Consider the following 17,284-nt stretch of genomic DNA (forward strand, 5'->3'; position numbering starts at 1 on the left):
GACCCGAGGTGTCGAGCCCGCGTGGTTCGGCGCTCCTCGGCGTGCCGACCTTCTTGCCTACGGAGGACGAGAATGGCCATTTTCGGCAGGAAACACGTGTTCACCCTCGCGGCCGGCGCCACCGCCGCCGCACTGCTCGCGGCGAGCGCGCCCGTCGCCGCGGCGAGCGACGACGCGCGCGGCACCCAGGCGCCGCGCAAGCTCAGCATCCTGATGGGCAACGACGACGGTCACCAGGGCCCGTTCATCCGCGCCCTCCAGCGGGCGCTCAAGGCGGCCGGGCACGACGCGGTGATCGTCGCACCCGCCACCGACCAGTCGGGCAAGGGCACCGGCATCAACGCGACGCCCGGTTCGATCGTCAAGGCGGGCGAGGTCGAGCCCGGCATCTGGTCGGTCGAGGGCACCCCCGCCGACGCGATCTCCTTCGCGCTGGCGAACGTGTACCGGGACCGCAAGCCCGACCTGGTGGTCACCGGCGTCAACCCGGGCCAGAATATCGGCGTGACCACCAATCACTCGGGCACGGTCGGCGCCTCGATCACGGCCGCGGAGAAGGGCGTCCCGGCGGTGGCGTTCAGCGCCGAGTACAGCACCGCCGATCCGCGCAACCCGTTCCCGCAGATGGCGCAGGCGATCTCCTTCGCGACCCGCCTGGTGGACCGGCTCGCGGCCACGACGAGCCGGAACGGGCCGGTGCTGCCCGCGCACACCACGCTCAACGTGAACTACCCGGCCAAGCCGACCGGCCGGGTGGAGACGACGAACGTGGGCGAGGCCGACGCGCTGTCCGTGAGCTACGTCAAGGACCCGTCCTGCGACACGTGCTACAAGCTGAACCTGGGTCTGGCACCCGGCGCGACCGAGCCGGTGGGCAACGCGGACACCACCGCGCTCGGCAGGGGATCGGTGTCGATCTCGATGCTGGACGCGGACTGGACGGTGCCGGGCTGGCAGCGGGGACAGCAGATGCGCGTGGTGGACGCGGTCGGCGTGCACCTGCGCCTGTCGGGCCTGAAGGCGTGACGCCGCGCTGATTCCGGGGGGTGGGGTCGGTCCCGCGCGACCCCACCCCCGTACGGCCGGCGCCGATCGGGCGCCGGCCTGGGGTTTCACGTGGAACCCGGGGGCTACTGGCCGCCGGAGGCGTCGTACTCGGTGAGCAGGGCGACCAGTTCGTCGTGGGTGATCCCGTCCGGGAGCGGCGTGGGAGTGTGTCGCAGCGGCGGGTCCCAGCCGGACTCGGTACGCCGGCGGACCACCTTCGCGGGTACGCCGGCGACCACGCTGTGGTCGGCGACGGTGCCGCGCACCACGGAACCCGCGGCGACCACCACGTTCCGGCCGAGCTTGGCGCCGGGCAGGATGATCGCGCCCGCGCCGATCCAGCTTCCCGGGCCGATCTCCACGGTGTCGTTGATCGGCCACTGGGTGCCGATCGGCCGATCCGGGTCGGCGTAGCTGTGGTTCTGGTCGGTGATGTAGATGTACGGCCCGGTCCACACGTCCTCGGCGATGGTGATCGAGCGGTGTCCGACGATGTGGCTGCCGCGACCGATCGTGCACCGGTCGCCGATGGTCACCACCGCCGCCGTGCCCAGATCGTGCCCCGGGGCCAGTCCGGCGGACAGCGTGACGTGCTCGCCGATGACGCAGCCCGCGCCCACCGTGATCCACTGCTCGCCGAACACCGAGCCGACCGGGAAGGCGAGCTTGCTGCGCGCGCCCAACTGTCGGAAGCGGTACGGGCCGGGCTGCTCCGCGGTGATCGAGGCCGCGCGTTGCAGCGCGCGCCAGCCTCGGTGCGCGGCGCGCGACACGGCGCCCCGGGCGTGCCCGCGCAGGGCTTGCGACAGCGACATGGAGATCACGGTACCGACGCCCGCGCGGACGTCGGCCGGGCTTGGGACGAACGTCACGCCGGGCCGATCGAGGCCGCTCGGGGGTTGGCTTCCGACGGCTTCTGTAACAGTGTTACCGACGCCGGTGGCCGTGTCGCCGGCAGCCGCGCCGGTGCTTCCCGGTGTCGGGTGGGCGAACCAGTCAGGGAGTGGACATGCGCGCCGTCGTCATCAACGGAACCCGGGACGTGAGTGTGGAGACGGTCCCGGACCCGGTGCTCACCGGTCCGGACGGGGCCATCGTGCGGGTCGAGGCGAGCGCGGTGTGCGGTTCGGACCTGCACTTCTACGAGGGCGAGTTCCCGGCCGCCGGGCTGCGGCCGGGGCACGAGGTGGTGGGCACGGTGATCGAGACCGGCGCCGACGTGGGCCGGATCGCGGTGGGCGACCGGGTCCTGGTCTCGCCGGTGCTGGGGTGCGGACGGTGCGCGGGTTGTGCGGTGGGCAACCCGATCGACTGCGTCGGCGGGGGAGTGCGGGTGCTCGGCGGCGACCTCGGGCTGCCCGGCGGACATGCCGAGGCGGTCGCGATCCCGGCCGCCGACGCGTGGTTGTCGCCGGTGCCGCGGGATATCGCCGCGGACCACGCGGTACTGCTCACCGACGCGCTGCCGACCGGCTGGACGGCGGCGACCCGGGCCGACATCACGCCGGGGGCGACGGTACTGGTGATCGGGCTCGGGCCGGTGGGGCTGTACGCCCTCCAGGCCGCGCAGGTGCTCGGCGCGGGGCGGATCCTGGCCGCGGACCGGGTGCCCGAGCGATTGGCGATGGCCGAGCGGCTGGGCGCGGAGCCGATCGACGGGACCCGGGGCGACCTGGTCGAGCAGGTCATGGCGGCGACCGGCGGGCGGGGTGCGGACGCGGTGATCGAGGCGGTCGGTCAGGACGCGACGCTGGCCGCCGCGATCTCCTCGGTGCGTACCTCGCGCACGGTCTCGGTGGTCGGCGTGGACGCGAACTTCGCGTTCCCGCTCGCGGTTCCGCTGCTGATCATCCGCAACGTCACGCTGCGCTTCAGCACGGCGCCGGTGGCCGCGACCTGGCCCACGCTGATCCCGCTGATCCGGCACGGGCGGCTCGAGCCGGTGGACGTGTTCACCCACCGGCTCCCGCTGACCGAGGCGGCGAGTGGGTATCGCACCTTCGCCGACCGCACGGACGGCTGCCTCAAGGTGTTGTTCGACCCGACTCGCTGACGTGTGCTCACGGCCTCGCCGGTGGGCCGGGCCGGGGCGCCCCGGCCCGCCGGGGAGGGTGCCTTCGTCCGCCCGGATGGGCGTACCGCCGACGTGCCCACCGCGAAGTCATGTCCTATTTACCCCACTATGAGAGCCGGATGCGGCGACCTCTGCAGGGAGTGGACGGATGAGCGGCGGCGGAATGGGTGTTCCCGGTGGGCTCGACGGCCTCTTGGGCGGACTCCTCGGTGGACGGGGCGGCAGCGGCCACCAGGGACTCGTACGGGTCGTGCTGGGCATGCTGACCAAGCAGGGCGACTCGGGCGGCCTCGGCGCGCTGATGCGGCGCCTTCAGGCGGGCGGCCTGGGCGACCAGGCCAAGTCCTGGGTGGAGACCGGACGCAACCAGCCGGTGAGCGGCAAGGAGATCACCGACGCGCTCGGCGAGGACGAGATGGTCCGGCTGGCCGGCGAGGCGGGGATGACCAAGGAGGAGACCGCGGCGGCGCTCGCCGCGACGTTGCCCGGGGTGGTGGACGCGATGACGCCCGAGGGCGAGTTGCCGGCCGCCGGGCAGATCGACGCGCTGATCGATCCGGCGGCTGCCGCGGCGGGTTCGGGGCCGATTCCCCCGGCTTCGGCGGCGGGCTCGGTTCCGGCCCCGGTCTCCGGCGAGGCGCCGGTCTCGGGCGAGGCGCCGGTCTCGGGCGAGGCCGCTGTGGGCGAGGCCGGGTTCGAAGACGAGTCGGCGGCCGAGCCGGAGGCGGGGGGCGTGCCCGCGGAGTCGGGGGATGTGCCCGCGGAGTCGGGGGATGTGCCCGCGGAGGAGAGCGAGCCCGCGGCGGGGGGTGAGGTCGGGTCGGAGGGTGAGGCCGAGTCGGAGTCGGACGCCGAGCCCGGGTCGGCGGCCGAGGACCGGCCCGCGTCGGATGCCGAGGCCGAGGCCGAGGCCGCACCCGACGCCGAGTCGGAGTCGGGTGCCGAGTTCGGGGCGGGTGCCGAGCGCGGGTCGGCGGTCAGGCCCGAGAAGCCGGTGTGAACTCGCAGTCCATGTGTTTGATGCCGTTGATGAAGCTGGACCGCAGTCGCCGCGGCTCGCCGACCACCCGGATGTCCGGCAGCCGGGTCAGCAACTCCCGGAACAGCAGCGTGATCTCCCGCCGGGCCAGGTGCGCGCCCAGGCAGAAGTGCGGCCCGCGGGCGCCGAAGCCGACATGCGGGTTCGGGTCGCGGGTGATGTCGAACCGCCCCGGGTCGGCGAACACGGCCTCGTCGCGGTTCGCCGACCAGTAGTACAGCAGCAACTTGTCGCCGTCGCGGACCCGTTTGCCGTTCAGTTCGGTGTCCCTGGTGGCGGTGCGCCGCATCCACACCACGGGCGAGGCGAGCCGGATGATCTCCTCCACGGCGGTCGGCGCGTACCGCTCGAAGTCGCCCAGCCAGAGCCGCTGTTGGTCCGGATTCTCGGTCAGCAGCGACAACCCGTGGGAGATCGCGTTGCGGGTGGTCTCGTTGCCGGCGGTGAGCAACAGGATGAAGAAGGAAGCGAGTTCGTCCCCGCTCAGACTCTCCCCGTCGATCTCCGCGTTCACCAGTGCCGAGGTGACGTCCTCGGTGGGTGTGCCGCGCCGGAACTCGGCCAGGTCCTTCATCAGTTCGGCGAGCTGGGCGCCCGCGGTGAGCAGCGCCTCGATGTGGCCGCCGCCCTCCTGCGGGACGTACTCCGGGTCCGCGACGCCCAGGATCACGTTGGAGCGGTCGAAGACGAAGCGGTGGTCCCGCTCCGGCACGCCCATCATGTCGCAGATGACCCGCAGCGGCAGTCGGGCCGCGACGTCGGTGACGAAGTCGCACGAGCCGCGTTCGGCCACCTCGTCGACGATGGTGCGGGCGGTGCGGTCCACGTCGTCCGCGAACTTCTTGATCATCCTGGGCGTGAACGTGCGCGCGACGATCCGGCGCAGTCGCTGGTGCCGGGGATCGTCCATCTCGATCATGGACCCGAAGAACTCGCCGAACCCCGGCGGGAAGTCGGGGATGTGGGTGGCGCCGCGGCTCGAGCAGAAGTCCTCCGGGCGGCGGGTCGCCTCCGCGACGTCCGCGTGTCGGGTCAGCGCCCAGAAGCCGGGGCCGGGCTCCAGCGGGCTCTCCGGTTCCGGGTAGTACGGCATCGGCCACGAGTCGCGCAGCCGTGCGAAGCCCGCCTCGCGGTCCGCCAACGGGCCCGACCAGAAGTCCAGGTCGGTGAGCGGGACGTCGGTGGGCCAGGTCCTGGGATTGGGGTCGGTCGTGCTCGGTCCAGCCGCCTCGGCTGCCATGCCGTCACTCCGATCACGCGTTGTTACCCGCGGGTTCGGATATCAGTGCAGCACACATGCGTCCGCCGATCCAGGGCTCTCAGGTGGTGATCGCGCCGCCGTTCACCTGGATCGTCTGGCCGGTGATCCAGGCGGCCTCGTCCGAGGCGAGGAAGACGCAGGCCGCGCCCGCGTCCTCGGGGGTGCCGAGCCGGCCCACCGGGATGTGTGCGGCCTGGTCGGCGGTGTGCGCGAGTTCGCGGCCGCTGGGGCGGGGGTCCATCAGGCCCAGCGCGATGGTGTTGGCGGTGACGCCGTCGCGCGCGCTCTCCATCGCGAGGTGGCGCATGAACGCGATGGCGCCGCCCTTCGCGGCCCCGTACAGCGAGATGCCGAACTTCTGCCCGCTCACGCCGGCGGCGGAGGCGATGGTGATCACCCGGCCGAAGCGGCGCGCGCACATCCCGTCCAGGACCGCCTTGGTGCAGGCCATCACGCCGAACAGGTTGACGTCGGCGAAGCGTTGCCAGTCCTCGGGCGCGCTCCGGCGGAACACGGTCGGGCGAAAGCCCTCGGCGCCGCCGTTGCCCGCGTTGTTGACCAGGATGTCGATCGGCGCGACCGCCCGCTCGAAGGCCCGTACCGCGGCGAGCGCCGCCCGGGCGTCGGTCACGTCGAACACGGCGGCGAAGGCGCGACCGCCGGCGGCCCGGATCGTCTCCGCGGTGTGCTCGGCGCGCTCGGCGTCGAGGTCGTTCACCGCGACGATCGCGCCCCGCGCGGCGAGCAGCCGGGCGATGCCCGCGCCGACGCCTTGGCCCGCGCCGGTGACCAGTGCCGTCCTGCCGTCGAGTGCGAACACGCGGGTCCCCCGGGGTGGTCGATGGGCTCGACGACGGCGGGTTCTCGCGGCGTCGATCTTGACGCGCGCAGCCAACCATCGGCCCCTACACGTGTCAATGCTGGACTCCATCAATTACCTTCTGTGAGGTCGGCGTGCGCACCTAGACTGTGGAACGCCCGCCTCCGCCATACGAAACCGTATGGCGTTGTTCCCCTCCTGGAGGACTCGTCCAGTGCCCCCGTCAGCCGAGTCGCCCACTCCTCCGGAACGACACGAGTCGCGGCACCACGTCCAGACCGCGCTGGAGCGCCTGATCCGGCTCCAGCAGAGCCGCCGCGTGCACGGCGAACTGACCAGTGCCTCGCGCGCGCAGGTCTCGCAGCCCGCGGTGGTGCTGCTGACCCGGTTGCAGGCGGGCGGCGGCGGGCTGGCGATCGGGGACCTGGCCAAGCTGGCCCGGATGGACATGTCGCTGGTCAGCCGGGAGCTGCGCAAGCTGGAGGCGGACGAGCTGGTCACCCGTACCACCGACGCGCGCGACGGTCGGATCACCCGGGTCGGGCTCACCCCCAAGGGGCGCGGTGTGGTGCGCCGGCTCCGCCGGGTGCGCGATCGGCACTTCGAGGAGGCGCTGTCCGGCTGGACGGACGAGGATCTCGCCACGCTCGGCACGCTGATGGGCCGGTTCGTCGACGACCTCTCCGCCGTTCGTTTCCGCGAGGCGGACGAGCCCGGCTGAGGTCGGCCGAATCCGACCGGGCCGCGAGCCGATTCCCGGCCGGGCTCGACCGAGGCGGACGAGCCCCGTTGACGCGCCGGGGCGAGCCGGGACGACCGAGCCGCGGGCCGATTCCCCGGGCACGTCCCCCACTTCCCCTTCCGCGTGTCCCACCGTCCCCATCCGCCCCCTTTGCGCGCGACTCGGCTGGACACGGTCCGCGCGTCCACCAGACTGTGACGCGGGACCGGGTGGTTGTCGTTCGCCGGGTCGAACTCGCGTGCCCACAAGCGCGCGTGCCGACGTGCGGCGGGTTGGACGAAGAGGGAAGAAGGGGACGCACCGTGGGAGAGCTGCACTGGGCCGGCCACGACCGCGCGGGCGTCGCGTGAGCGTGGTACTGCGCGGCACGGGAGCCGCGCCCGGTTCGGCGGTCGGCCGCCTCGTGCCGGCGCGCGTCGCGGGATCGGGCGGCGCGATCGCCCCCGCCGCGCCGACCGGCATCCCGGAGGCGCTGGACACCGTGGCCCGGCACATGGACGACCTGGCCGGGGCCTTGCGGACCCGAGGGCGGTCGGCGGAGGCCGACATCGTCGAGTTCGCCGCGTTGATCGCGCGCGACCGGGAACTGCGCGACGGCGCGGCCCGGCAGCTCGCGGCGGGCCTGGCACCGATCGACGCGCTGGCCGAGGCCGTGCGCGAGTTCGCGGACCTGGTGGCCGGCTTCGACGACGAACTGCTCGCCGAGCGCGCGGTGGACGTGCGCGACGTGGGCCGTCAGGCCGAGGCGCTGCTCCGCGGCGAGGACCCCACGAGTGGGCAACTCGCGGGCGGAGCACCGGCGGTGCTGGTCGGCGCGGAACTGGCCGCGATGGACCTGCTGCGCGGCGCCCGACCGGCCGCGGCGATCTCCGAGCGCGGTGGGCAGACCGGGCATCTGGCCATCGTGGCCCGCTCGTTGGGGATCCCGCTGGTGCTTGGCATCCCGATCGCGGCGCTGGCCGAACTCGCCGAGGACCTGATCCTGGTGGACGGCGAGGCGGGCACGGTCGAGGCCAACGCCGGTGCGCGGGTGCGGACGATCCCGGCGCAACGGCGGGTGCCCGGGGGCGGCGCCGGTCAGGCGATGACCCGGGACGGGCGGCGGATCCGGGTGCGGGCGAACGTCGCGACCGTCACGGACGCGCTCGCGGCGGTCGAGGCGGGCTCCGAGGGGGTCGGCCTGCTGCGTACCGAACTCCCTTTCCTGGCAGAGGAGTCCGGCTGGCCCGACGAGGAGCGGCACGTGGCGATGTTGACGCCGGTGCTGGCCTCGGTGCCGCCGGGGCCGGTGGTGGTGCGCACCCTCGACTTCACCGGCGACAAGCGTCCGCCGTTTCTGCACGACCGGCGGATCACCCTGCCCGGACCGGACGCGCTGACCGCGCAGCTGCGCGGGATCATGCGCGCGTCGGCGGATACCGGCGTCGAGGTCGCGCTGCTGCTGCCGATGGTCGACCACCCGCGGCGGATCAAGCACGTCCGGGGTCTGCTCGCCGACGCGTGCGCGCACCTGGGTCTCGCGCCGCCGCCGCTGGGCGCGATGGTGGAACTGCCGCAGGTGCTGGACCAGGTGGACGATCTCGCCGAGCACGCCGACTTCCTGGCCCTGGGCACCAACGACCTGACCTCGCGGCTGCTCGGGCTGAGCCGGGACGACCCGCGCCTGACGCCCGCCTCGGCGGCCGACCCGGCGGTGCTGGACGCGATCGCGCAGACCATCCGGGCGGGGCACGCGCGCGGTCGCGCGGTCTCGCTGTGCGGCGACGCGGCGGCGGATCCGGTGGTGCTGCCGCATCTGGTCCGGCTCGGCTGCGACGCGGTCTCGGTGGCCCCGACCGCGCTGGCGCGGGTGCGGGCGGCGGTGCGGGCTTGCTGACGTGCGGTGTCGGGAGCGGGAGCCGGGCCACAGTGTCCGAAGAGTGAGATCTCTGTCCGTATATCGGGATTGCCCGACGATTCGATGGGGCTGATCGTTGCCGGCTCGGATAATGCGGACATGGGAAAGACATATACGCGGATAGAAGACCGCCTGCGGAAGTTCATCGAGGCGCAGCCGGTCTTCTTCGTGGCGAGCGCGCCGCTCGCCGAGGACGGGCACGTGAACGTGTCGCCCAAGGGCCGCGCCGGCACGCTCGCCGTGCTCGACGAACGCACTGTGGCCTACCTGGACTTCGGCGGCAGCCACGCGGAGACCATCGCGCATCTGCGGGAGAACGGCCGGATCACGCTGATGTGGTGCGCGTTCGAGGGGCCGCCGAAGATCGTCCGGGTGCACGGGGTCGGCGAGGCGGTCTTCCGCGACGACCCGCGCTTCGCCGACCTGGTGGCCCGGTTCGGCGACGCGGACGCGAGTGGACTGCGTGCGGTGGTGGTCGTGCGGGCGAACCTGATCAGCGACACCTGCGGCTACGCGGTCCCGTTCATGGACTACCGCGAGGAGCGGACGCTGCACGAGGAGTTCATGTCCCGCAAGACCGACGAGGAGTTCGTCGAGTACACCGCCGGCAAGCCCTACAACGTGGCGAGCATCGACGGCCTGCCGGCGGTGCCGCTCCCGATGCCACTGCGCGGCTAGGTACGCCCTGGGGCGTGTCTTCGATCCCCCTGCGATCGCGCCCGGCCGGGTTCAGCCGGGATACGGGCCGCCCGGCTGTGTCGGCGGGCCGGCCGGGTACGGATTCGGCGCCTGGCCCGGATATCCGACGGGCGGAGCCGGGGGGTGGTTCGGGACCATCGGGGGCTGCGGTGCCTGGCCCGGGTACTGGTGCTGCTGCGGCGCGTACTGCGGGGGCACCTGCGCGCCGTACGGCTGTTGCGGCGCCCCGGAGGCCGCGTACGCGTCGGTGAGGAAGCGGAAGATCCACTCGCCCTCGGTGCGCCACGGGCGCGGGAAGTTGAGCTTGGCGGGCTTGTCCCGGCCGGGGAACAGGAAGTACATCCGGCTCCAGGTCGCGTTGATCTTCAGGTCGGAGAGCAGCGCGCCGGCCTGCGCGTGGGTCAGTGCGTAGGCGAGTTCCTTGGGCCGGCTGGACAGCGCGCTCGCGCGGTGGAACATCACGCCCTGCCGGGTGACGGTGAGGAAGTAGTAGTCGGACATCGACGCCCCGATCAGCGCGCCGATCGCGCCGAAGAGCGCGAACAACATCGGGTTCGGGCCGCGCACCACGAACATCGTGGAGAGTGGTTGGTCGCCCGGGTTGGCCGCGGCCACCGCTTCCGTGATCTGTGCCTGCATCGTCGCCTTGCGGACCGCCATGCGCGTCACCTCTCCCCGTGGGGCCGCCGCCGCCGACGCGACGGGGCGATCAGAGGTTAGCGGCGCGGCCGGGGCACGGTGGTCGCGGGCGGGCAAAGAATCCCGCGCCCGGCCGGCGCGAGACCCGGCGCGGGATCCGGCGCGGGATCCGGCGCGCGGGATCCGGCCCGCGACCGGGCGGGGCCGGGCGCGATCGGGATCGGTGGCTTCCGGTGAGCGGAAGAGGAGCAGCGTCCGACCTGCCCCGACCGGGCACCTTGTGGGGTAGGACATCGCAGCCGCCGCCACAGGGGAGACCGGATGAACGGGCTCAGGGACGTCTATCTCGTGGACGCCGTACGAACGCCGATCGGGCGCTACGGCGGCGCGCTCGCCGGGGTGCGGCCGGACGACCTGGCCGCGACCGTGCTGCGCGCACTGGTCGACCGCTCGCCCGGACTGGACCCCGCGCGGATCGACGACGTCGTGCTCGGCGCCGCCAACGGGGCCGGCGAGGACAACCGGGACGTGGCGCGGATGGCCGTGCTGCTGGCCGGCCTGCCCACCTCGGTGCCCGGCGTGACGGTCAACCGGCTGTGCGGATCCGGCCTGGAGGCGGTGATCCAGGCCGCGCGCGCCGTCGCGGTCGGCGACGCGTCGATCGTGCTCGCGGGCGGGGTCGAGTCGATGTCGCGCGCGCCGTGGGTGCTGGCCAAGCCCGGCAAGGGCTATCCGGCCGGCCACGAGAGACTGCACTCGACCACGCTCGGCTGGCGGCTGGTCAACCCGCGGATGCCCGCCGAGTGGACCGTCGGCCTCGGCGAGGCCACCGAGGCACTCGCCGCGAAGTACGGGGTGAGCCGACCGGCGCAGGACGCCTACGCGGCCGCGTCGCACGCCCGGGCCGACGCCGCGTGGACCGCCGGCGCGTTCACCGACGAGGTGGTGCCGGTCGCCGGCGTCGAACTCTCCCGGGACGAGTCGATCAGGCCCGGCAGTACGCCCGAGGTGCTGGCGACGTTGAAGCCGTCGTTCCGGTCGGACGGCACGATCACCGCCGGCAACGCCTCGCCGCTCAACGACGGCGCCGCCGCGGTCCTGGTCACCGACGCGGCGGGACTGCGCGAACTCGGCCGCGAACCGCTGGCCCGGATCACCGCGAGCGGTGTGCACGCCGTCGAACCGCGGTACTTCGGCATCGGCCCGGTCGAGGCGGGCCGCCGCGCGCTGGCCAAGGTCGGTCGCGGCTTCGCCGACCTGGACGTGCTCGAACTCAACGAGGCGTTCGCCGCCCAGGCGCTGGCCTGCCTGGGCGAATGGGCCGACCTGGACCCGGCCTCGGTCAACCCGCTCGGCGGCGCGCTCGCCCTCGGCCACCCGCTCGGCGCGTCCGGCGCCCGGGTGCTGGGCACGCTCGCCCACCAACTGCACCGGCGCGGCGCCGGCTTCGGGATGGCCGCGCTGTGCATCGGCGTCGGCCAAGGCCTCGCCGTCACGCTGGAGAAGTGAGGACCCGCCCATGAGCAGCCCACAACCGCGGCCCCTCGCCGCCCCACACCGTCCCGACGGCGGATCGTCGCGCCGGCAACCCCCGCTCAGACTTCCGGAGTTCGACTTCGGCGCCTACAAGAGCACCGAACTGCGCAGCCCCCGACAGCCGTTGGTGCTCGCGCCGAGTGGCGACACCGAACTCACCGGGCCGGTATTCGGCGTCGACGACGTACACCCGCTCGACTTCGACCTCACCCGGCAACACGTCGGCGAACCGCTCGGCGAGCGGATCATCGTCACCGGCCGGGTCCTCGACGCATCCGGCCGCCCGCTGCGCGGGCAACTCGTCGAGGTGTGGCAGGCGAACGCGGCGGGGCGCTACCGGCATCGAGGCGACCAACACCCGGCGCCGCAGGATCCGAACTTCACCGGCGCCGGGCGCTGCCTCACCGACGCCGAGGGCAACTACCGCTTCGTCACCATCAAGCCCGGCGCGTACCCCTGGCGCAACCACCACAACGCCTGGCGTCCCGCGCACATCCACTTCTCGCTGTTCGGCACCGCCTTCACCCAGCGCCTGGTCACCCAGATGTACTTCCCCGGCGACCCGCTGTTCGAGTACGACCCGATCTTCAACTCGGTCCGCGACGACAAGGCGCGGCGCCGGATGATCGCCGCGTTCGACATGGGCACCACCGAGAACGAATGGGCGCTCGGCTACCGGTGGGACATCGTGCTCGGCGGCGCGAGCGCGACCCCGACGGAGGATCGATGAACACCTGGCCGACCGACGCGAACGGCGGCACGCCGAATCGGGACGGCGGGCTCACCCCGTCGCAGACCGTCGGGCCGTTCTTCGGCTACGCGCTGCCCTACGCCGGCGGCCCTGACCTGGTCCCGGCGCACACCCCGGGCGCGATCCGGGTGCACGGGAGTGTGTACGACGGTGCGGGCGCGCCCGTCCCGGACGCCGTCCTGGAGATCTGGCAGGCCGACCCGGCGGGCCGGTTGCCGCGCGCGCCGGGCTCGTTCGCGCGCGACGGCGCCACATTCACCGGGTGGGGGCGCGCGGCGGTGGACCGGCTCGGGAGGTACACGTTCACCACGGTGCGACCCGGCGCACCGAGCGCCGACGCGAACCCGTACCTGGCGATGTCGGTGTTCGCGCGCGGCATGCTGCGCCGGGCGGTGACCCGCGTGTACTTCCCCGAGGACGACCGCCACGCGGACCCGCTCTTCTCGGTGGTTCCGGCGACGCGGCATGAGACGCTGATCGCGGTGCGGGAGGAATCCGGTTCCTACCGCTTCGACGTGCGTATCCAGGGCGAGCAGGAGACCGTTTTCCTTGCTGTTTGACGCTGAGTTCGACGCGCCTTCGTTCGACGCCGGGCTGCTGGAGCCGGTCCGGGCCGGGACCGCGGTCGAGGCGGTCACGAGCGACGCGGCGCACCTGCGGGCCCTGCTCGACGTCGAGGTCGCGCTGGCCCGGGCGCAGGCCCGGATCGGGCTGATTCCGGCCGGCTCCGCCGCGGCGATCGAGGCGGGCGCGCGGGCCGGGTTCGACCCGGTCGACCTGGCCCGCCGGGCACGCGGCGCGGGCAACCCGGTCGTACCGCTGGTGCACGACCTGACCGCGGCCGTCCGGGCGATCGACCCGGCCGCCGCCGAGCACGTGCACCTGGGCGCGACCAGCCAGGACATCGTGGACAGTGCCGCGATGCTGGTGGCCGCCCGCGCGCTGGAGACGATCCTGCCCGACCTGGCCCGGACCGCCGCCGCGCTGGCCGACCTCGCCGAGCGGCACCGGGGCACGGTGCTGGCGGGCCGCACGCTGGGCCGGCACGCGGTGCCGACCACCTTCGGGCTCAAGGCCGCCGGGTGGTGTGTTCTGGCGACCGACGCCTACACGCGCACCCGCGCGGTGCGTGCCACGCTGCCCGCGCAGCTCGGTGGCGCGGCGGGCACGCTGGCCGCGTTCGGCGAGCACGGGATCGCGCTGCTCGCGCCGTTCGCCGCCGAGCTCGCGCTGGCCGAGCCGGTGCTGCCCTGGCACACGCTGCGCACCCCGATCCTGGACCTGGCCGGCGCGCTCGCGCAGGTCACCGGCGCACTGGGCAAGTTCGCCGGGGACGTCGTGCTGCTCGGCCAGACCGAGGTGGACGAGGTGGCCGAACCGGCCGGCGCGGGCCGGGGCGGCTCGTCCGCGATGCCGCACAAGCGCAATCCGGTGCTCTCGGTGCTGATCGTCTCGGCCGCCCGGCAACTGCCCGGGTATGTGTCGACGCTGATCGCGTCGATGGCCGGCGCCGAACACGAGCGCCCGGCCGGCGCGTGGCACGCCGAGTGGCAACCGCTGCGCGCGGCGCTGCGGCTGGCGGGCGGCGCGGCCGAGACCGCGGCCGAACTGGCCGAGGGGCTGGAGGTCTTCCCGGACCGGATGCGGGCCGACCTGGAGCTGACCCGCGGGCAGATCGTCTCCGAACGGCTGGCCGTCGAGCTGGCCGCCGAACTCGGCAAGGCAAAGGCCCGGCGCCTGCTCGCCGACGCGTCCCGGACCTCGGCGCGGACCGGTCGACACCTTCGTGATCTGCTGGGGCCGTTGCACGAGGCGGATTTCGACCCGGCCGCCTACATCGGCTCGGCCCCGGCCCTGATCGACCGGGCGCTCGCGCACCATCGCACCGTGTTCCAAGAGAAGGACCAATGACGATCGCCACGCTCAACCACCGCTTCGACGGCCCGGCCGACGCCCCGGTGTTGATCCTCGGCCCCTCGCTCGGCACCGAAATGGGCATGTGGGACGCGCAGATCCCGGAGTTGTCCCGGGACCACCGGGTGCTGCGCTACGACCTGCGCGGGCACGGCACATCCCACCCGGTACCGGGCACGGCCTCGGTCGGCGACCTGGTCGGCGACGTGCTCACACTGGCCGACTCGTACGGCGTCAAGCGGTTCGCGTACGCCGGCGTCTCGCTCGGCGGCGCGGTCGGCCTGTGGATGGGCGCGCGGCATCCCGAGCGGCTGACCGCGCTGATCGCGTGCTGCACGTCGGCGCGCTTCGGCGAGCCGCGGGCGTGGCTGGACCGGGCCGCGACGGTGCGGGCGCGGGGCATGCGGCAACTCGCCGACACGGTGATCCAACGCTGGTTCACGCCCGAGTACGTCGAGCGCGAGCCGGCCGCCGTACAGCGGATTCTGGACATGTTGTACCGGTGCCCGCCCGGGGGCTACGCGGGCTGTTGCGACGCGCTGGCGCACTACGACCTGCGGGCGGAGCTGGGCCGGATCACCGTGCCCACGTTGGTGATCGGCGCGGAGCGGGACCCCTCGACGCCGCTGGAGCACGCTCGTGAACTCGCCGCCGGGATCCCGAACGCGAGGTTGCTCGAGGTCGCCGACGCGGCGCATCTGGCGAACATCCAGCAGGCCGACGTGGTCACGTCGGCGATGCTGGCGCACCTGACGGCGGTGCGCGCGTGAGCCACGCGGAGGGTATGCGGGTGCGCCGCGAGGTGCTGGGCGACGCGCATGTGGATCGGGCGGTCGCGGGGACCACCGAGCTGACCGCCGACTACCAGGACCTGATCACCCGCTACGCGTGGGGGGAGATCTGGACCCGACCCGGCCTGGACCGACGCACCCGAAGCTGCGTCACGCTCACGGCGCTGGTCGCGCACAACCACATGGACGAGCTCGCGATGCACCTGCGCGCGGCGCGGACGAACGGGTTGAGCTGGGACGAGATCAAGGAGGTGCTGCTGCAGACGGCGATCTACTGCGGAGTGCCGGCCGCCAACAGCGCGTTCGCGGTGGCCCAACGGGTGCGGACCGAACTCGGCGAGTAGGCGGGCAGGGCGGCGGGGCCCGCGGCTGGCCGGGTCTCGTCCCTCGGGCGGGTCGGGGATTTGGCGGGTCGGGGGATGTGGGTTCCACTGAATGGAAGTCCCCGACCGAACGAGAAGTCCTCGACCCCGGAGGTGTGCCGATGACACCCGTCACCGTGGCCGGCAAGGTGATGGCCATTCTCGGGGCGTTCGCGGCGGGGGACGGGCGCTTGACGCTGACCGAGGTGTGTCGGCGGGCCGACCTGGCCCTGGCGACCGGGCATCGGCTGGTGGCCGAGTTGGTCGGCGGGGGCTTTCTGGAGCGGCTGGACGACGGGTCGTACCGGGTCGGGGTCAAGCTGTGGCACATCGGCGCGCAGGCGCATGCCGCGACCGACCTGCGGGATCTCGCGTTGCCGCACATGGAGGACCTGTACGAGGCCACGCACGAGAACGTGCAGCTCGCGGTGCTGCGCGACGGCAAGGCGCTGTACCTGGAGCGGCTGCGCGGCACCCGGTCGATGCCGATCGTCACCCGGGTGGGCGCCGAACTGCCGCTGCACGCCACCGGGGTCGGCAAGGTGCTGCTCGCGTACGGGCCGCGGCGGCTGCGTGAACGGGTGTTGGCCGAGCCGCTCGCCGCGCACACGGCGCGGACCCTCACCGATCCGGTTCGGCTGCGCGAGTGTCTGGCCGAGGTCCGGCGTACCGGCGTGGCCACCACGTCCGGTGAGATGACCGTGGGCGCGCACTCGGTGGCGGCGCCGATCCGGGATCGGCACGACACGGTGGTCGCGGCGCTGTCCCTGGTGACCGGACGCCGTACGGCCGACCTGCGGCGGCTGATCCCCAGCGTGACGACCGCCGCGCGGGCGCTGTCGCGGGATGTGGCGCAGCACTGGACCGGGAGCGGGGACATCGGCGGGGACGCGGACGAGGGTGCGGGCGGGGACTGTCACCCACGTGGGTGACAGCCGCCCGTGCCTCCGGAGGTCCGGCGCGCTCCCGCCCGGTCGGCCGCGGCCTCGGCCCGAGCAGAACCACCGAGCCGGGCCACCGACCGATCAGAGCTTCAGCATCGCCTGGACGAAGGACCGGTACTTGTGCAGCGCGAGTCGCAATTGCTCGGTGTCGTCGCCGGCCGCGCGCCGTGCCTGCTCCAACTCGGCCCGCCGGGCCTGGATCGCGTCGGTCACCAGCTTGGTGATCTGCGCGGCCACGTCGTCGGCGTCGGAGACCGCCTCCGTCGGGCTGTCCACGAAGGTCGCGAGCGTGTCCCGGAAGCGCGTGTTCAGCTCCTCGCCGGTCTCCCGGTCGAACAGGGGCTCCGCGGCGGTACTCGTGCGCCGCGTCGACTTGCGCGCGGTCGGCGTGCGATGGGACGAGGCGCGGGTGCCGGCTCCCGCCGACGGCGCGCTCTTGACCGCGTTCCGCGCCGGGAGGACCGTCGTCCCGTAGGGCTCCACGTCGTCGTGCTGTCGGTGGGGGAGGCCGGCCACGGCGGGCGGCTCGGTGGGTGCCGGCGGGATCCCGTCGGAGCCCGGGCCGGGGCCGTCGGTGACCCGGGCCTGCCGGGCGGCGCGGTCACGCTCGTCACGTTCGACGACGGGCGCGTCGTCCCGGCCGGGACCGGAAGCGCCCGGCCCGCTCGGGGTGTTGTGCTTGCGCATCGGTATGGGTCCTCTCGTCCGGTACGACTGACTGTGGCGCCGTTCCTGCGAGCGCTCCCCCGTTCAGGACCGCTCTCCCCT

16 protein-coding genes and 1 pseudogene are annotated in these 17,284 nt (G+C 73.5%); 12 read left to right on the forward strand and 5 right to left on the reverse strand.

Going from position 1 to position 17,284, the window contains the following annotated elements:
- The first annotated feature begins 72 nt into the window (after nt 1–72).
- The gene (gene surE / locus ACWCPW_RS43955; RefSeq protein WP_449767241.1) at nt 73–1,026 is read left to right on the forward strand and encodes a 5'/3'-nucleotidase SurE; all 954 of its coding nucleotides are present in this window, start codon (nt 73–75) and stop codon (nt 1,024–1,026) included.
- Between the two features lie 104 nt (nt 1,027–1,130).
- Here surE and ACWCPW_RS43960 read toward each other — a convergent pair whose 3' ends face one another.
- Nucleotides 1,131–1,862 (reverse strand): acyltransferase, encoded by a 732-nt coding sequence (locus tag ACWCPW_RS43960; RefSeq protein ID WP_449767242.1) that lies wholly within the window; start codon nt 1,860–1,862, stop codon nt 1,131–1,133.
- A gap of 194 nt (nt 1,863–2,056) precedes the next feature.
- Between ACWCPW_RS43960 and ACWCPW_RS43965 the strand changes: the two genes are divergently transcribed.
- On the forward strand, nt 2,057–3,100 hold the full coding sequence (locus ACWCPW_RS43965) for an alcohol dehydrogenase catalytic domain-containing protein (RefSeq protein ID WP_449767243.1): 1,044 nt from the start codon (nt 2,057–2,059) through the stop codon (nt 3,098–3,100).
- Nucleotides 3,101–3,269: 169 nt separating this feature from the next.
- Nucleotides 3,270–4,121 (forward strand): YidB family protein, encoded by an 852-nt coding sequence (locus ACWCPW_RS43970; protein ID WP_449767244.1) that lies wholly within the window; start codon nt 3,270–3,272, stop codon nt 4,119–4,121.
- Here ACWCPW_RS43970 and ACWCPW_RS43975 read toward each other — a convergent pair.
- Together ACWCPW_RS43975 and ACWCPW_RS43980 are read right to left on the reverse strand one after the other, a co-directional pair.
- Nucleotides 4,099–5,400 (reverse strand): cytochrome P450, encoded by a 1,302-nt coding sequence (locus tag ACWCPW_RS43975; RefSeq protein ID WP_449767245.1) that lies wholly within the window; start codon nt 5,398–5,400, stop codon nt 4,099–4,101. The genes ACWCPW_RS43970 and ACWCPW_RS43975 overlap by 23 nt on opposite strands.
- A 79-nt stretch (nt 5,401–5,479) precedes the next feature.
- Nucleotides 5,480–6,241 carry an SDR family NAD(P)-dependent oxidoreductase gene (locus ACWCPW_RS43980; protein ID WP_449767246.1) on the reverse strand — a complete coding sequence of 254 codons (762 nt, stop codon included), beginning with the start codon at nt 6,239–6,241 and terminating at the stop codon, nt 5,480–5,482.
- A 214-nt stretch (nt 6,242–6,455) separates the two neighbouring features.
- On the opposite strand from ACWCPW_RS43980, the gene ACWCPW_RS43985 reads away from it, so the two are divergent.
- From ACWCPW_RS43985 to ACWCPW_RS43995, 3 genes are all read left to right on the forward strand, one after another.
- The gene (locus ACWCPW_RS43985) at nt 6,456–6,962 is read left to right on the forward strand and encodes a MarR family winged helix-turn-helix transcriptional regulator (protein ID WP_395864291.1); all 507 of its coding nucleotides are present in this window, start codon (nt 6,456–6,458) and stop codon (nt 6,960–6,962) included.
- Nucleotides 6,963–7,329: 367 nt separating this feature from the next.
- Nucleotides 7,330–8,859 carry a putative PEP-binding protein gene (locus tag ACWCPW_RS43990; protein ID WP_449767247.1) on the forward strand — a complete coding sequence of 510 codons (1,530 nt, stop codon included), beginning with the start codon at nt 7,330–7,332 and terminating at the stop codon, nt 8,857–8,859.
- A gap of 120 nt (nt 8,860–8,979) precedes the next feature.
- Nucleotides 8,980–9,558, forward strand: coding sequence for a pyridoxamine 5'-phosphate oxidase family protein (locus tag ACWCPW_RS43995; RefSeq protein WP_449767248.1), 579 nt, complete (start codon nt 8,980–8,982; stop codon nt 9,556–9,558).
- A gap of 51 nt (nt 9,559–9,609) precedes the next feature.
- On the opposite strand, the gene ACWCPW_RS44000 is transcribed toward ACWCPW_RS43995, so the two are convergent.
- Nucleotides 9,610–10,239 (reverse strand): hypothetical protein, encoded by a 630-nt coding sequence (locus tag ACWCPW_RS44000; protein ID WP_449767249.1) that lies wholly within the window; start codon nt 10,237–10,239, stop codon nt 9,610–9,612.
- A gap of 300 nt (nt 10,240–10,539) precedes the next feature.
- Here ACWCPW_RS44000 and ACWCPW_RS44005 point away from each other — a divergent pair, with 300 nt between their 5' ends.
- The 6 genes and pseudogenes from ACWCPW_RS44005 (at nt 10,540) to ACWCPW_RS44030 (ending at nt 16,504) form a co-directional block, all read left to right on the forward strand.
- Nucleotides 10,540–11,727 carry a thiolase family protein gene (locus ACWCPW_RS44005; RefSeq protein ID WP_449767250.1) on the forward strand — a complete coding sequence of 396 codons (1,188 nt, stop codon included), beginning with the start codon at nt 10,540–10,542 and terminating at the stop codon, nt 11,725–11,727.
- A gap of 10 nt (nt 11,728–11,737) precedes the next feature.
- The gene (gene pcaH, locus ACWCPW_RS44010) at nt 11,738–12,484 is read left to right on the forward strand and encodes a protocatechuate 3,4-dioxygenase subunit beta (RefSeq protein ID WP_449767251.1); all 747 of its coding nucleotides are present in this window, start codon (nt 11,738–11,740) and stop codon (nt 12,482–12,484) included.
- On the forward strand, nt 12,481–13,065 hold the full coding sequence (gene pcaG, locus ACWCPW_RS44015; protein ID WP_449767252.1) for a protocatechuate 3,4-dioxygenase subunit alpha: 585 nt from the start codon (nt 12,481–12,483) through the stop codon (nt 13,063–13,065). The genes pcaH and pcaG overlap by 4 nt, the downstream gene beginning before the upstream one ends.
- Nucleotides 13,055–14,416, forward strand: a complete 1,362-nt coding sequence (gene pcaB / locus ACWCPW_RS44020; protein ID WP_449767253.1) for a 3-carboxy-cis,cis-muconate cycloisomerase — start codon at nt 13,055–13,057, stop codon at nt 14,414–14,416. The genes pcaG and pcaB overlap by 11 nt, the downstream gene beginning before the upstream one ends.
- Nucleotides 14,413–15,554 (forward strand): annotated as a pseudogene (pcaDC, locus tag ACWCPW_RS44025) (bifunctional 3-oxoadipate enol-lactonase/4-carboxymuconolactone decarboxylase PcaDC). The gene pcaB and the pseudogene pcaDC overlap by 4 nt, the downstream one beginning before the upstream one ends.
- A 140-nt stretch (nt 15,555–15,694) precedes the next feature.
- Entirely contained in the window at nt 15,695–16,504 is an 810-nt protein-coding gene (locus ACWCPW_RS44030; protein ID WP_449767254.1) for an IclR family transcriptional regulator, read from the forward strand.
- Between the two features lie 93 nt (nt 16,505–16,597).
- Here the strand turns inward: ACWCPW_RS44030 and ACWCPW_RS44035 are convergent, their stop codons facing one another.
- Nucleotides 16,598–17,203, reverse strand: coding sequence for a hypothetical protein (locus tag ACWCPW_RS44035; protein ID WP_449767255.1), 606 nt, complete (start codon nt 17,201–17,203; stop codon nt 16,598–16,600).
- Nucleotides 17,204–17,284: the final 81 nt, after the last annotated feature.

This window comes from Embleya sp. NPDC001921 (assembly GCF_053594475.1).

Bases quoted from the DNA above. Each gene is read 5' to 3' on its own strand.
- surE (WP_449767241.1), top strand. From the start codon at position 73: ATGGCCATTTTCGGCAGGAAACACGTGTTCACCCTCGCGGCCGGCGCC.
- ACWCPW_RS43960 (WP_449767242.1), bottom strand. From the start codon at position 1,862: ATGTCGCTGTCGCAAGCCCTGCGCGGGCACGCCCGGGGCGCCGTGTCG.
- ACWCPW_RS43965 (WP_449767243.1), top strand. From the start codon at position 2,057: ATGCGCGCCGTCGTCATCAACGGAACCCGGGACGTGAGTGTGGAGACG.
- ACWCPW_RS43970 (WP_449767244.1), top strand. From the start codon at position 3,270: ATGAGCGGCGGCGGAATGGGTGTTCCCGGTGGGCTCGACGGCCTCTTG.
- ACWCPW_RS43975 (WP_449767245.1), bottom strand. From the start codon at position 5,400: ATGGCAGCCGAGGCGGCTGGACCGAGCACGACCGACCCCAATCCCAGG.
- ACWCPW_RS43995 (WP_449767248.1), top strand. From the start codon at position 8,980: ATGGGAAAGACATATACGCGGATAGAAGACCGCCTGCGGAAGTTCATC.
- ACWCPW_RS44000 (WP_449767249.1), bottom strand. From the start codon at position 10,239: ATGGCGGTCCGCAAGGCGACGATGCAGGCACAGATCACGGAAGCGGTG.
- ACWCPW_RS44005 (WP_449767250.1), top strand. From the start codon at position 10,540: ATGAACGGGCTCAGGGACGTCTATCTCGTGGACGCCGTACGAACGCCG.
- pcaH (WP_449767251.1), top strand. From the start codon at position 11,738: ATGAGCAGCCCACAACCGCGGCCCCTCGCCGCCCCACACCGTCCCGAC.
- pcaG (WP_449767252.1), top strand. From the start codon at position 12,481: ATGAACACCTGGCCGACCGACGCGAACGGCGGCACGCCGAATCGGGAC.
- ACWCPW_RS44030 (WP_449767254.1), top strand. From the start codon at position 15,695: ATGACACCCGTCACCGTGGCCGGCAAGGTGATGGCCATTCTCGGGGCG.
- ACWCPW_RS44035 (WP_449767255.1), bottom strand. From the start codon at position 17,203: ATGCGCAAGCACAACACCCCGAGCGGGCCGGGCGCTTCCGGTCCCGGC.